The following is a 14,820-nucleotide window of genomic DNA, read 5'->3' as shown; positions in this document are numbered from 1 at the left end:
TGTTTGCGCTCTTTTTCCAAAAAACCGTGCCTTTATATTGTATAAAGGCACAGTTCAAATAATGTCATATTGGTTCTGTTGTATTAAATCAGCCTGCTTCCTCAACGAGGACGTCTTCAGCGATATTTGTTTCGTCTGCGATAACAGTAGTATCCTCAGTCTCAGCAGCAGTTGTTTCTGTCATAGCTATTTGTGCTTCTGTGAAAGTTGTTACGATATCAGTTACAACAGGTGCAGTAACAGTCTCTTCGATGACAGCCTCTTCGATAACAGGTGCAGTATTGAGACTGCGCTTGCTGACAGTATTCTTCTTATTCTTTGCGTTCTCGATCTCTTTGATCTTAGCGTTTACACATCTTGCGTAAGCCTTTGCGCCTTCCTCGTTGGGGTGTACGGAATAAGCGCTTCCCACACCGCTCTGGTCAAGGTCCTCAGACTGCTTGAGGAGGATAATATTGTTTATCCATGCATTGTCTGAATAAGCCTGATGTCCGCCGTCCTTGTCGAATTCAGCTTCAACGTCAACAAAGTGGATATTCATTCCCTGATTTCTGCACTCGTTAACGATGCTCTTGATAGCCTTATTGAACTTTGTTACATTCTGGTTGACGATAGTAGCTTCCTTCTCGCTGATGAGCACACCCTTGCCTTCCTTATCAAGAAGCTTCGGATAGCCTGCAACGATAATGTTTGCCTGAGAGCCTGCCTTGGACTGTATATCGGTGTATACTCCCTTGATATTAGCTCTTGTTGTGTCGAATGATGCCCAGAGATCGTCCATCATTTTCTCTATTTTCAGCTTGTCGCTGCCGAAATGGAGATATGTGCTTCCTGTTGCGCAGGTAGTGATTATATCCTCGAATTTAACGTCGTTTCCGCCGACAGTAAGAGTAACATAATCAACATCTCCGCTGACCTTGTTGAAAACATCGAGCTGTTTAGGCATATAATATGTTGTTTTCAATGTCTTGAACAAGGAGAGCCTTTTATATGTCTTTTTGACCTGACGCTCCTTCTTGAAATGTCTTGTTTCGGCACCTGATACAGCCCCGAAATACCATTTGCACTTATTAGAGTTTGTCTGCTTGATATTGTAGTCTTTCATTTTGCCGCTTATGTTGGGGATTTCTAACATTCCCGGCCAGCTCTTTGTGGAACGGTGTGCAAGCCAGTCCTCGTCGTAGATCTTCTGTTCCCACGACTTGTTCTGTCCGTAGAACTCAGGGATACCTTCACCCGATGAATAAGAGTCGCCGAGAGATACGACGATCATGGTATCGTCATTTGCAGCGGCAGATGCACCTATGGGCAAAACCGAACACATCATAACTGATACCATTGCTGTTGATACAAACCTTTTCAATAGATCTTTTTTCATTGATTGATTACCTCCTCATACGTTAGATCATTAAGTTTTTGGCTTGTTATTTTATCCACGATCTTTAATTTGACCGCGGAGTCTTTCGGTATTGTTTCGTAGAATTTGTTGCCCATTTCCGTGTAGCTTGTAAGTGTATCTGTTTCCGAGACAAGGACCTGTACATCGAGATCGGATTCCAGATTGTAGGAAGCAGGATTTGCGGTTATTGTCCTGCCTACAATGAATACAGACCATACCGCACCGTCCTCGGCTACGAAATATGTCATATACATTGGGTGCTTTGCGTCCGATTCGGGCAAAGCCTCGGTTTCATCGGTATAATTGCCGTCAATATCGTAATCGTAAGTCAGCGGATATTTGGAAAATCCTCTTTCTGACATAAACTTTAAGGCTTCCTTTTCGCTGAAAACTCCGTCATTTTCCTCAACAGTCTCAACTGAAACTATCTCTTCCGAATTTTCTTCGTAGTATTCATCGGCAGCTGCCTGCATATCGGGTTTATCCATAGTATATCTCACCACTGCGGTCAGCTCATATTTCTGCCCTGCAACAGTAATGCTTTCGCTGACCAGTATGTTGTAGTTTTCTGTTTCAATGGCTTTTGCTTTAATATCGGTATTTAAAGAGCTTGCTGCTGTAATGCAGACCAGTATCATAATGCCCTTGTTTTTGCCTTTAAATTTGAATAATACAACAGCTGCGCCTGCAAGGAGAAGTATACCTGTTATAATGAGTGCTGTTTTTACTCCCGAATCCTTTTTGCTGTCCTTGCTTTCAACGGTCTCAGCATTGTTTACAGCGGCATTTTCCGTAAGCACAAGCTCCTGCACTTCATTTTTTTCGGTAACAACAGTCGTGGCTTCTTTGGGCTCAGTCGTTGGGCTTTCCTTCTTATCGGGAACAAAAACAAGCTCAGAGCTCAGGGAATTTCCCGACATTACGTATGTAGTTCTTGTTATAGCCTTGCTTTCCTCAGAAAGATGGTAACTGTCCGGTACACCGCCTTCAAGGGTAACATCTGTTATATCGTTACCGCTGTTGTTTTCGAGGGTGATTTTGGCAGTTATTTTTTCATCTTCTTCATAAGCTGATTTGTCAGCAGATATGACCAGCTTTATGCCGTCCTTTGTTTTTTCTGCCGCATACGCTTTAACTCCCGAAACTCCGAAACAAACAGCAAGTGCAGCAAAAAATGACGAGATATTCTTCAGCTTCAATTTCTTTCTTCCTTTGCAGTTTTATATCAAAACGACTAAAATAATTGTACTTTTTATAAAAAAATCATAATAATACTATATCATATTTGTATACCGTTGTCAAGATTTATTATAAATTTAAAGAAATGTTTTCAATTTCAGAGAGCTGTCGAAAAAATTTTTTGAGCAAAAAAAGCCCTGTAAATAGTCAAACGTTTATTGAAAGGGCAGGTTTATGAACATATTTATTTTTTGCTTCTTGAAATGTTAACAAAAAAATGTTAAAATAGAATAAAACTTGTGCTTTATACAATAAAAAAGGGGGGAGTATATATGGAGTATCTGAAAGGTATTGAAAGTTTTCACGGATTGGCAAGTGTTCATTCCTTTAATATTTTACCCGACGGCAGTTTCGGAGAGCTTCGCATCATGCAGGTGAACCATGCGAACGAAAGCCTGCTTGTGAGCAATCTTGATGCACCTAAGTTTTATCCGGGGATACCGTGGCGTGCATATTATAACGAAATAAACCACGAGAAGATGTGCTACAAATGCGGCAGTGAGAATATTCCTCTTTATTCTTATGTAAATGCCTACGGCCATTGGATAAAAGGGTTCTATTTTCCCATATCAGGACCTTACGGGACTGATGAAAAGCCGGACAAGGACGGTAAAAGAACAGTTTATGTATTGTACATAATGAACCGCTCGGAACAGTTGGATTCTAATGCGATGACTACACGTTCTTCAGGTGTTTTGGAAGCGGTATTGAATATAACGATCAAGCTGCATGAAACGCAGAATTTCATAAAATCACTGGCTGACAGTATCGGAGAGCTGATAAAGCTTTGCGGTTCGAGATTTTGTGCGATGTATATGGTCGATAAAAGAGAGGAAAAGTGTACGTTCATAAACCAAAACGGTGTAAGTACACATATACTTGACGGTATAGCAAAAGGCATGAAGCGTACTCCGTATGAGGTAGCACTCGAATGGGAAAAGGATCTTGCGGGCAGTGACTGTATGATGATAGCCGACCTGAATATACTGAAAGAACGTGATGAACTCTGGTATGAGTCGCTTGCGGCACATAACATAAGCAGCATCATTATGTATGCGATACGTTTTAATTCCAGGCTTGTCGGTTTTATATGGGCGGCTGATTTTGATACTTCCAAGATATTTCACATAAAGGAGATACTTTCTCTGACATCGTTCATGCTTGCAGCAGTTATAGCCAATTACCAGCTTATATCAAAGCTGGAGGAAAAGAGCACTATGGACGGACTTACACAGGTTTATAACAGGAGTGCCATGAATGAGCGCGTGGATAAGATAGTATCCCGCGGAGATAAGCTTCCCGAAACCATAGGCATCGTTTTTGCCGATCTTAACGGTTTGAAAGCGGTAAATGACAACGAGGGACATACCTCGGGGGACAAGCTCCTTAAAAGAGCTGCTGCACTGCTGAAAATAGCTTACGCAGACTATGAAGTATTCCGCGCGGGCGGTGACGAGTTCGTGATACTTTGTCCTGATATAACGGAGGAAAGGCTTGCAAAGCAGACTGCAAAGCTTCGCAAGCTTGCCGAAACATCAGATGTAAGCTTCGCGTTGGGAACAGTCTTCTGCGAGGGCGGATACGATATCATCAAAGCTATGCAGGAGGCAGATGAAAAGATGTATGCGGACAAGAGGGAATACTACTGCAATAATCCCGGGAAGGATACCAGAAGACAATAACAGTATCAAGAAAAAGGCTTGCCGTACGGCAAGCCTTTTTTGCTGAAATGAAGGTAAATTGTATTGTATGTCAGTAAGTATTTATCATGGTTCATCAGCAGAATGAACTGACAGATATAAGCGACTGTACAGCGTCGAAGATCTTGTGTGCGATATAGGAATTATTCATGGTATAGAGGTGTATCCCGTCAACGCCCTCGGCAATAAGCTCGGTTATCTGGTCTATAGCGTAGGCTATGCCTGCGTCGCGGAGAGCTGTTTCGTTGTGCTCGTATTTTTCAAGTACACGGACAAATTTTTGGGGCAGCTCAACACCGCAGAGCTTTACCATGCGCTCGATCTGACGCTTGTTTGTAACAGGCATGATGCCTGCTTCAATAGGAGCATTTATACCTGCGATGCAAGCCTTTTCACGGAAATCAAAGAATCGGTGATTGTCAAGGAAAAGCTGCGATATAAGGTGATCTGCACCGCAGTCTACCTTGTATCTGAGCCATTTCAGGTCATCAACTGCGCTTGTGCTCTCGGGGTGGATCTCGGGATAGCAGGCAGCGATTATATTGAAGTCATAGTTATCCTTAATGAAGTTTATAAGGTCGCTTGCGTGGTGAAAATCCCCATTAGGAGCAGAGTCATCTGTCCTGTCGCCGCGGAGAGCGAGGATATTTTCGATACCGTTTTCCTGCATACTGTCGAGTATCTCCGCAGCCTGCTCCTTTTTAAGGTTTATGCATGGCATATGAGCAACACTTTCAACACCGTATCTGCTCTGGATATCAGATGCTATCTGTATGGTCTTGCAGCCGTTTTTTCCGCCGCCTGCGCCGTAGGTGACGCTTATGAAATCAGGCTGTATATCAGAGAGCTGTTCCAGAGTCTGATATATAACGCTTTCGTCTGCATCGGGCTTTGGAGGGAATACCTCCAGTGAAAAAACGGTTTTCTGTTCAAATAATTCAGCAGTTTTCATTTCTTGCCTCTTTCGCTGCGTTCACGAGATTGATAAGGCTCGGAACTGTTTCGGCGTTTCCTCTTGTTTTGAGTCCGCAGTCTGGGTTCACCCAGAGCTTTTCGGCAGGGATACGCTCCTTCATTTTGCTGATAGCAGCCTTTATCTCTTCCTTTGACGGAACTCGTGGAGAATGGATATCATATACTCCGGGACCTACCTCGGTGCGGAAGTTATTTTCCTTCAGTACATCGAGGATAGTAAGGTCTGAACGTGAAGCCTCAAATGTGATGACATCGGCGTCCATATCGTCGATATCCTTGATAATATCGGCAAATTCGCTGTAGCACATATGTGTGTGTATCTGAGTATCGGGCTTTACACCGCTGTGAACATAGCGGAATGCAGGTATAGCCCAGTCGAGATAGTCCTCGCGCCAGTCAGAGCGGCGGAGCGGGAGCTTCTCGCGGAGAGCAGCTTCATCTACCTGTATGATGCTTATGCCGTTTGATTCAAGATCGAGGACTTCTTCACGTATAGCAAGTGCGATCTGTAAAGCGCTTTCCTTGAGGGAAATATCCTCGCGCGGGAAAGACCAGTTAAGTATAGTAACAGGACCCGTAAGCATACCCTTCATAGGCTTTTTTGTAAGGCTCTGAGCGTAAACGGACCACTTGACAGTCATTGGCTTGGCTCTTGAAATATCGCCCCATACTACAGGCGGCTTAACGCAGCGTGTACCGTAGGACTGTACCCATGCCTTTTCGGTAAAGATATAGCCGTCAAGACACTCGCCGAAATACTCTACCATGTCATTTCTCTCGAATTCGCCGTGAACGAGAACATCGAGACCGATCTCCTCCTGAAGCGAAACACACTCGGCTATCTTTTTCTCAATAAAGAACTCGTACTCGCTGTCGGATATTTCGCCCTTGCGGTGAGCATTACGTGTGGACTTTACCTCAGCAGTCTGTGGGAATGAGCCTATAGTCGTAGTAGGGAACAGAGGAAGCTCAAAACGCTTCTTCTGTATTTTTTCACGCTCAGCAAAAGCAGGAAGTCTGATGAAATCCTTTTCGCATAATTCCGAGACCTTTTTTCTTACGACATCGTTCCTGCCTGATCTCGGTTCGCTGTGAAGAGCGGAATTATTACGATATTCAGCTGTTTCTGTCGGATTATCCGAGCCGAGTATCTTCTTTATATCCGCAAGCTCCGAGAGCTTTTCCTCTGCGTATGCAAAGTGTTTTTTATAGCTGTCGGCGAGCTTTGTCTCGTTTGCGAGAGTGCATGGAACATGGAGAAGAGAGCATGAGGTATTGAGTACGATATCAGATGCCTGTTTTTCAAGCTCCGAAATGATAAGAAGTGTGTTTGCATAGTTGTTGCGCCAGATATTCTTTCCGTTGACAACGCCTGCAAAGAGAGTCTTACCCTTAGGGAAACCGTTGTTTTTAACAAGCTCCAGTGACTTCTTACCCTCGATAAAGTCAAGACCGATACCGTCAAAGTCAAGATTGCAAAGTGAATTGTAGCAGTCGCGGACATCTCCGAAATAGGTCTGTGCAATGACCTTTACTGTGCCCTTGTTAGGGAGTATCTTATTGTAAAGCTCAGTGAAAAGTCTGATATCGTTTTCTGTCATATCCTTGACCAGTGAAGGCTCATCGAACTGCACCCACTCTGCACCAAGTCTGCCGAACTTTGCAAGGAGCTCCGAGTAGGCATCGGCAGTCTGCTGAACGAAATCAGCCGCAGTTTTAGTGCCCTTGTATCTTGCAAGCTTTAAGAATGTATAAGCGCCTATGATAACAGGCTTTGTCTTGACGCCGTTGTCAAGTGCCTCTGTGAATAAGTCGAAAGGCTTTGTGCCCACGAGTTTTATTTCAGCGGCATCATCTATCTCAGGCACCATGTAATGATAATTGGTATTGTACCATTTCTTCATTGCAAATGCCTTGACATCGCCCTTTTCGCCCTGATAGCCTCTTGCGGCTGCAAAGTATGTATCAAGTGTTGAAAGTCCGAGGGAGGTATATCTCTCGGGGATCGTATTCAGCAGGAATGCTGTGTCGAGAACTCCGTCATAGAACGAAAAATCATTTGAAGGTATAATATCAACGCCGCATTTTTTCTGTAAATTCAGGTTGTATAAACGTATAGCCTTTGCTGCTGCTTCAAGTTCTGAAACTGTGATCTCACCGCGGAAGTACTTTTCGCTTGCGAATTTGAGCTCACGAAGACCGCCTATTCTTGGGTATCCTATTATTGTGGTATTCATTTCTTATTCCTCCGATATGTTTTACTGTGACTTTATTATAGCATATCTGGTGGAAATGTGTTAATATCAAAAAGAAATGCAGCACCATAGCTAAAAGCTATATCAGGCAGAATAATTTTCGATGTACTCTCTGAGGTGTTCGAGATATCGGCTCGTGAGCTTGTTCATAGGGCGGTCGGTGGTGATTATGTAGCCGATTTCCATTATCTCATCACTTTCAAGTGGGATAGAAACGATATTGCTGCCGTTGAGATCCGAGCTGAGGACACCCGACGAAATGGTGTAGCCGTCCAGACCGATGAGCAGGTTGAAAAGAGTAGCTCTGTCGGAAACAACGATATTTTTCGGACTTTCAGCTGTTATGTGGAGCTCCTCTGCAAAGTAGAATGAGTTTTTCACTCCCTGATCGTAGGTCAGTCTCGGAAAGTTTTTAAGGTCGTCCAGTGTGACAGACTTTCTGCCCACAAGGGGATTGCTCCTGCTGACAAAAACGTGAGGCTTTGCGGTGAACAGCTTCTCGAACTTTAACTCCTCATTTTGCAGTATATGGCGTATTACCTCGCGGTTGAAATTGCTGAGGAACAGCACACCTATATCGCTTCTGTGAGTTCTTACGTCTTCGATTATCTCAGCGGTTTTAAGTTCGCGCAGAGTAAATTCGTATTTGTCACGTCCGTATTCGCGGACAAGTTCAACAAAGGCGTTTACTACGAAAGCATAGTGCTGAGAGGATACTGCGAACGCGCGGTTAGGCGGCGGAGCTGCCTTGTATTCGCTTTCGAGGAGCTCAGCCTGTTCGACTATCTGCCGTGCATAGGACAGGAATTTCGTTCCTTCCTCGGAGAGATAAACTCCTCTGTTGCTGCGATTGAAAATGGTGATACCCATTTCCTTTTCAAGCTCCGCGACTGATTTTGAAAGGCTTGGCTGTGCAATAAAAAGACGTTCGGCAGCCATTGTTATAGAGCCTGTTTCTGCTATCATAATAATGTATTTCAATTGCTGAAGTGTCATATGGTACCTCCTTTATGCAATAAGATTATATCACATAATTACTTTAAAGACAAGGACTACAGCCGAATACCGTTCATAAACATTTTCGGATAATAAGGAGCAAGGAACTATGGGTATTAATGATGACATAAAATGCAGTTCTGAACGTTTATATAGTACAAAAAAGATTATTCTGAGTTTTGACTGCCAAAAAGGTAAAATAATGATTGTGTTATGCTAAAAAATATCAATAAGTATTTTTTACACCTTTTTTTACAATTTTTCTATTGCATTTTTTGCTGATATAGTATATAATAAAATTAATTAAAGACAAAATTATATTTTTACATAAAAAAACGGAAATGGAGGGGGCGTTATGGATTCAGAGCGCGAACTACGCTTTTACAAGCTATATGAGCAGCTTGCATCTCTTACTCAGATAGTTGAAGAAAAGCCTGATATTCCGCGTATAGAACAAATTCTGAATGAAATAGCTGCAATGTTCCGTCTGTCAAAGGGTGTTACTCATTTTTATCGTGACCCAGGTGCTGAAGAGCGCAATGAGGGTGAAACCATGATAAGCTATGATACAGGCGAGGTGGGAAAGCCTGTTCATACTGTACGCTGTGTCAACAGACTTATGTTAATAACAACTATGACAGTGTATATGACAGAAAATGCTCAGCCGCTTACCGAGGAAGAAATGGCTAAGCTTGATCTTGCAATGCGTACTGCTGTTATTTATATATGCCGCAATCGTTTGCAGGTCATTGCTGAAAAGCTTGCATTTTTTGATGATGTGGGCTATAGAAATATCAGAAGCTTTTTCAGGTACATTACATGGAAGGGACAGCCTGGCGATTTTAACGGCAAAGTTGCCATTAACTATAATCTGAGACATTTTGCTGTCGTAAATGAAAAATACGGCAGAGCAGGCGGAGATACAGTGCTCTTAAATCATTATAAGCATATAGAGAATATTATAGGAGAAGGCGGTATCGTTGCGCGTCTTGGCGGTGATGCGTTTGTTTGTATCTGCGACCAGACCGACCTGCCCGATATTCTTGAATACCTGAATGAGGCGATAGTTGTTGTCGATAATGAGGGCAGAACAGTCCGTGTTTCATGCTGTGCAGGTGTATTCTGTATCCCGGACGGATATGCTGTAAGAGTTCCAAACGATATCATGGGCAAGATAATGCACGCATATCAGGTGGCAAGGAATACAGCACAGGGAAATATCATATTTTTCTCGGATATGCTCATGTCAGACAAGGAAAGATCAAGGCGTATCCAGAGCATATTCCCCGAGGCACTGCTGGATAATGAGTTCAAGGTATTTTATCAGCCTAAGATAAATATAAATACGGGAGAGATATGCGGCGCAGAGGCTCTTTGCCGCTGGTTCCATGACGGAAATATAGTTCCGCCTATGGAATTTATCCCTGTTCTTGAAGAAACAAACGAGATATGCAAGCTTGATTATTATATGCTGGACAAGGTGTGCGGCAATATACGTCAGTGGCTCGATGAGGGCAGGAAGGCTGTACGTGTTTCGGTAAACCTTTCACGCCGTCATATGACAAATCCCGAGCTTCTCAAGGAGCTGATAGAGATAATCGACCGTCATAATGTACCTCACGAGTATATAGAGATAGAGCTTACAGAAACTACTACAGACGTAGAATTCAAGGACCTGAAGCGAGTTGTTGAAGGACTTCAGCAGCAGGATATATGTACATCTGTAGATGATTTTGGTATGGGTTATTCTTCTCTTAACCTTATAAGAGTAGTTCCGTGGAACGTTATCAAGGTCGATAAGATATTCCTTCCGTTGGACGGCGAATCACCTGACAGTACAAGAAGTGTTATGTTCAAGTATGTAGTTGCAATGGCAAACGAGCTTGGACTTGAATGTATCGTTGAGGGCGTAGAGACCGCTTCACAGCTTGAGCTTCTTAGGCAGAACGGCTGTTATCTTGCGCAGGGCTATCTTTTTGATAAGCCTCTCCCTCAGAGTGAATTTGAGAAGAGACTTGATATGGGCAAATACAAAGTATGATCTGAGGATTTAACAGTATTGAAAAGCTTCATTCCGAAAAACAGAGGAAGTGAAGCCTGTATATACGAAAGAAAAAGGTCATGCAGTATTTACAGACTGAATGAAATATTATATGATGCTTTCTGAAACTTATGCCTTTGCATGAGCTTTTGGAAAGCATTTTTATATTTAATAGTATATTATTATGTTTTTTGAGCAAAAAAAGTTGACCAAATGAAATATGTGTGTTATAATAATGAGGTTGGCTTATACGAAATACTTTTTCGTGGAATCAATAAACTATGATAAGGAGAATACAATGGAAGAACTAAAGGTACAAAATCTTGTCAAGACCTTTACGATATCTGAAAAACAGCGTAAAGCTCTTGGAACAAACGAAAAAAAGAAAATAGCAGTAAACGGTATAAGCTTTACTGCAAGATCAGGTGAAGTGTTCGGACTGTTAGGACCGAACGGCGCAGGCAAGACAACAACCATGCGTATGCTTGCAACTCTTATCAAGCCTGACAGCGGAGACGCACTTTATAACGATGTCAGTGCAGTAAAGACTCCTGAAAAGGTACGTTCGGAGCTTGCATTTCTTACTACGGACTTAAAGCCTGATATGAAATCAACACCTAATCTGATGTATGATTTCTTTGCAGAGCTTTACCATGTTCCGAAAGATAAGGCTGAAAAGCGTAAGAAGGAGCTATTTGAAGAGTTCGGTATAAACAAGTATGCCGATACTATGATATCAAAGCTCTCACAGGGACAGAGACAGAAAGTATCACTGGTAATATCGGTTATACATGATCCTAAGTTCATAATTTTCGATGAGCCTACAAACGGACTTGATATCATAGCAGCCAGAGTGGTACGCGAATTCATACTGAATATGAAAAAAGCAGGCAAGTGTTTGATAATATCTACTCATTTGTTTGATCTTGTAGAGAAAGTCTGTGACAGAGCAGCCATGATAATGGACGGCAAGATAGTAGCAGATGACACTCTCGAAAACCTCATGCAGGGACGCTCACTGGAAGATGCGTTCTACGAAATATATACAAGCATTAACGGCGGAAAAGATGAGGTGTGATCATGAGAGATATAATTACAGTTGCAAAAAAAGAACTAAAATCGTTTTTCAGCGATAAAGCAATACTGCTTCAGATGTTCCTGCTTCCATTTATTATTGTTTTCGGTTACGGAATGTTAATGTCAGCAACATGGTCAAATATGGCAGATGATAAGGCACCGAAGAAAAACGAGACTGTCATAGCATACAGTGTAAATGCTCCTGATGAATTCAAGTCTGTACTTGATGAGCTTGGAATAAAGCCTGCACCTGATAACGACATCGAGAAGTACAAGGATAAGGTCAAGAGAAAAGATGCAGACATGATCATGGTATTCCCTGATGATTTTAAAATGGAAGAACCGGGTTCAGCATCACTGTCGAATATAGATATATTCTATAATTCAGACAGAAAATCATCTATGGAGCTGTACTCTAAAACTACCGTAATGTTTACTACGATGCAGCCGAGAATATTTACATTCAATGAATCGGCTGATACAGAGTATGACCTTATAGACAAGGCATCAATGCTGAGAAACCTTCTTGGCGGAATAATCCCGCTCATGGTATTCATGGCAGTATACATGGTATGTATGAACCTTGCAGCAAACTCCATCGCAGGCGACAAGGAAAAGGGCTTCCTCAATACACTGCTGGTAACTCCTATAAAGAGAGAAAGCCTTGCAGCAGGAAAGTCTATATCAATACTTGTGGTAGCAATAATCGCAAGCTGCTCAGCATTCATAGGAATGGCGATCTCACTGCCTAATTTTGCGAAAGCATTAAAGATAACAGAAAACACAAGCTACAGCATAGCAGATTATGGTTTGCTTTTAGGAGCAGTAATAACAGGTGCATTCGTATGTGCAGTAATACTCCTTATCTTCTCTACAATAGCCAAGGATGTAAAGCAGGCAACACAGCTTTCACCGATATTTCTGTTTGTAGTAATGATACCGTCATTACTGTGTTCAACAGAAGGTTTTGCAGCAAAAGTAGAGGATCTTGGCACAACAAACTATGTTATCCCTGTATGGAATTCAGTAAAGCTTCTCCAGGACGGAATAAAGCTTGATTATTCATGGACAAATGCAGGAATAACATTCGGAGTTAATGTTGTTGTAGCATTGGTAGGCATCGTATTTATAGGAAAGCTTTTCAGAAGAGAAAAGATAGTAAACGGCTGATAACCGAAAAAATAAAAGCAGGCTATATGCCTGCTTTTTTTATAATTTTTTTGAAATTGCACTCAGTGCAAAATGCAGAATATTTGTTCGGTTTTGCTTTTACTGCCTTGCGTTGCAGAATGGACATTTGTTGTATTTAGCTGCAAATGTGCTTCCGCAGTACTGACAGGTAACTAAATTGCTGTTCGAGCTGCTTGCTGTGTTGTCATATGAAGCAGAATTGTCGTATGAAGCAGTTGGGGTACTGTCTATTGAAGGCATAGAAGCGCTTTCGTTCTTGTTGTTTTCGTTTATGAGCCGCTTGTACTGGTTGATAAATTTATTGAATTCAGCATCGCGTGCTTTCTTATCAGCCCTGTAGTCGGCAGCCGTATAATTCTTGCCTGAGTTGATTATTCGCTTTCTGCGTTCTGCCTGAGGATCGTATGGCTTGGGAGTATTGATGTTACTTTGAGTGTATGGCGTATTGTTGAAGCTTCTGTTATATGTATTTCCTGTATCGTAGCTGTTCCCAGTGCCGTATGTATTACCGCTGTCAGTATCAAGGGGAGCAAGAGTTGCATTCCTGTACTTTATGGAAGGATATAACATTCCGAATGCATGGAATAACAAAAATACGATCATAAACAAAGGTGTGATCATAAGACTGAACTCAGGCTTCATGGAAATGGTATCCGTAAATTCTGAAAATGCTTTTTTCAGGGAATCGTCAACGCTTTTTCCGCTTTCGAGATAGCTGTATAGTGAGTTGGTGAACCTGTTGGTTTCGGAATATTTCAGTACACTGTCGGTATTATCTCCCTGCATACCCTCCCAGTACCAGTTTATATAATTATCTGAGACCTCGCGCTGCTGAGAATAAACTATCAGCCAGTGACATTCGTCGCTGAATTCCTGCAAATACCTGTCGTATGCGTAATTTTCAAGTGAAGAGTATGAGCTTTGCCAGTCCTCGTTATTGATAGTAATAACTGCGGGAGATACACCTGTCTTTTTTTCAAATGCTTTCAGTTCCTTAATAACTCCATTTTCGTCACTGATAACATTTGCTTCGTCCTTGACAAATATGCTGTGAGTGTAGTTTTGCGGAACGTGCGGTATGACCTTCTTGAACTGCGTAAAGATCATAGCTATGAACGGTATGTATACGATCAGTATCAGCAGCTTTGTCCACTGAAATCCCGGCTTGAAATCGGGACCTGCATAGAAATATCGCGGCTGCCCATTGTGGTGATATACATACCTGCGTGAATTGTGGAACGGTCTGCTGCTTGTCCTCGTTCTGGTACTGCTGCGAGAACCTCCGTGACCGCCGTGTGAGCCTCCGCCGTGGGAGCCTCCTCCTGATGAATGTGGCATAATTTATAAACCCCCTATATCATAGTATAATGCATATATTTTATATCATGGCAGGTCAAAAGTCAAGACTTTTTTATTTCGTATTTATTTCTGGATTTTTAACGCATATCCGACTGAAAATATTTCCATGCTGTTATTTATATGTATTTGAATGATGAAAAATTGCTTGGATTTAAGTGCGAGATCACAGCCTGATTTTGATATCGAGACAAGATATATGAACGAAAATATATTAAATTTTGCTATTTGATACTGTATATTTTTTATTATATATGTATTTTATTAACAGAAAAAGGCGGTTCCAATTGCTGTTTTCACGTATACTGTTCGTATATCTGATATGCGTATATACAAAAGATTATCTATTTATATGAAATATATATAGCAAATGTGCATAATTAAATTGAAATATAGAATAAATTGTTTATGATTAACAAATTTTGCGAACAGTTCTTGTAAATTCGGGAAAAATGTGGTATCATTATATATATCACAGTATATGAAATTTTTATAAAAATTCGATAACTTTACAAATGGTATATAATAATAGACTGTTTACTTATGATTTAACAATGTCGGATTTATGAAAATCTTAAATTTAAGCTGATA

The 14,820-nt window shown here is 41.6% G+C and carries 10 protein-coding genes; 4 read left to right on the top strand and 6 right to left on the bottom strand.

Going from position 1 to position 14,820, the window contains the following annotated elements:
* Window positions 1-88 precede the first annotated feature (88 nt).
* On the bottom strand, window positions 89-1,378 hold the full coding sequence (locus BUB28_RS11540; protein WP_072951579.1) for an SGNH/GDSL hydrolase family protein: 1,290 nt from the start codon (window positions 1,376-1,378) through the stop codon (window positions 89-91).
* On the bottom strand, window positions 1,375-2,598 hold the full coding sequence (locus tag BUB28_RS11535) for a hypothetical protein (RefSeq protein ID WP_072951577.1): 1,224 nt from the start codon (window positions 2,596-2,598) through the stop codon (window positions 1,375-1,377). The genes BUB28_RS11540 and BUB28_RS11535 overlap by 4 nt, the downstream gene beginning before the upstream one ends.
* A gap of 312 nt (window positions 2,599-2,910) precedes the next feature.
* Here BUB28_RS11535 and BUB28_RS11530 point away from each other — a divergent pair, with 312 nt between their 5' ends.
* A complete protein-coding gene (locus BUB28_RS11530) occupies window positions 2,911-4,320 on the top strand; it encodes a GGDEF domain-containing protein (RefSeq protein WP_072951575.1) in 1,410 nt (469 codons plus the stop codon).
* A gap of 94 nt (window positions 4,321-4,414) precedes the next feature.
* On the opposite strand, the gene metF is transcribed toward BUB28_RS11530, so the two are convergent.
* The 3 genes from metF to BUB28_RS11515 form a co-directional block, all read right to left on the bottom strand.
* On the bottom strand, window positions 4,415-5,290 hold the full coding sequence (gene metF / locus BUB28_RS11525) for a methylenetetrahydrofolate reductase [NAD(P)H] (protein WP_072951573.1): 876 nt from the start codon (window positions 5,288-5,290) through the stop codon (window positions 4,415-4,417).
* Window positions 5,277-7,550, bottom strand: a complete 2,274-nt coding sequence (gene metE, locus BUB28_RS11520) for a 5-methyltetrahydropteroyltriglutamate--homocysteine S-methyltransferase (RefSeq protein ID WP_072951571.1) — start codon at window positions 7,548-7,550, stop codon at window positions 5,277-5,279. Before metE ends, metF begins: the two co-directional genes overlap by 14 nt.
* 102 nt (window positions 7,551-7,652) lie before the next feature.
* Window positions 7,653-8,564, bottom strand: coding sequence for a LysR family transcriptional regulator (locus tag BUB28_RS11515; protein WP_072951569.1), 912 nt, complete (start codon window positions 8,562-8,564; stop codon window positions 7,653-7,655).
* Between the two features lie 355 nt (window positions 8,565-8,919).
* On the opposite strand from BUB28_RS11515, the gene BUB28_RS11510 reads away from it, so the two are divergent.
* The 3 genes from BUB28_RS11510 to BUB28_RS11500 all read left to right on the top strand — a co-directional run bounded on the left by BUB28_RS11510 (window position 8,920) and on the right by BUB28_RS11500 (window position 12,852).
* Complete coding sequence (locus tag BUB28_RS11510; protein WP_072951567.1) at window positions 8,920-10,605, top strand: bifunctional diguanylate cyclase/phosphodiesterase; 1,686 nt, start codon at window positions 8,920-8,922, stop codon at window positions 10,603-10,605.
* Window positions 10,606-10,903: 298 nt separating this feature from the next.
* Complete coding sequence (locus tag BUB28_RS11505) at window positions 10,904-11,683, top strand: ABC transporter ATP-binding protein (protein ID WP_072951566.1); 780 nt, start codon at window positions 10,904-10,906, stop codon at window positions 11,681-11,683.
* A gap of 2 nt (window positions 11,684-11,685) precedes the next feature.
* Window positions 11,686-12,852, top strand: a complete 1,167-nt coding sequence (locus BUB28_RS11500; RefSeq protein WP_072951564.1) for an ABC transporter permease — start codon at window positions 11,686-11,688, stop codon at window positions 12,850-12,852.
* Window positions 12,853-12,951: 99 nt separating this feature from the next.
* On the opposite strand, the gene BUB28_RS11495 is transcribed toward BUB28_RS11500, so the two are convergent.
* Window positions 12,952-14,211, bottom strand: coding sequence for a TPM domain-containing protein (locus BUB28_RS11495; protein ID WP_072951562.1), 1,260 nt, complete (start codon window positions 14,209-14,211; stop codon window positions 12,952-12,954).
* Window positions 14,212-14,820: the final 609 nt, after the last annotated feature.

The sequence above is a fragment of the Ruminococcus flavefaciens genome, from assembly GCF_900143025.1.
Taxonomy (GTDB): Bacteria; Bacillota; Clostridia; order Oscillospirales; family Ruminococcaceae; genus Ruminococcus; species Ruminococcus flavefaciens_I.
The sequence above is the reverse complement of the archived record's forward strand: the minus strand, read 5'-3'. Positions and strand labels throughout refer to the sequence as shown.

Coding starts and splice junctions, on each gene's coding strand:
- BUB28_RS11540 (WP_072951579.1), bottom strand. CDS start 1,378: ATGAAAAAAGATCTATTGAAAAGGTTTGTATCAACAGCAATGGTATCA.
- BUB28_RS11530 (WP_072951575.1), top strand. CDS start 2,911: ATGGAGTATCTGAAAGGTATTGAAAGTTTTCACGGATTGGCAAGTGTT.
- metF (WP_072951573.1), bottom strand. CDS start 5,290: ATGAAAACTGCTGAATTATTTGAACAGAAAACCGTTTTTTCACTGGAG.
- metE (WP_072951571.1), bottom strand. CDS start 7,550: ATGAATACCACAATAATAGGATACCCAAGAATAGGCGGTCTTCGTGAG.
- BUB28_RS11515 (WP_072951569.1), bottom strand. CDS start 8,564: ATGACACTTCAGCAATTGAAATACATTATTATGATAGCAGAAACAGGC.
- BUB28_RS11510 (WP_072951567.1), top strand. CDS start 8,920: ATGGATTCAGAGCGCGAACTACGCTTTTACAAGCTATATGAGCAGCTT.
- BUB28_RS11505 (WP_072951566.1), top strand. CDS start 10,904: ATGGAAGAACTAAAGGTACAAAATCTTGTCAAGACCTTTACGATATCT.
- BUB28_RS11500 (WP_072951564.1), top strand. CDS start 11,686: ATGAGAGATATAATTACAGTTGCAAAAAAAGAACTAAAATCGTTTTTC.
- BUB28_RS11495 (WP_072951562.1), bottom strand. CDS start 14,211: ATGCCACATTCATCAGGAGGAGGCTCCCACGGCGGAGGCTCACACGGC.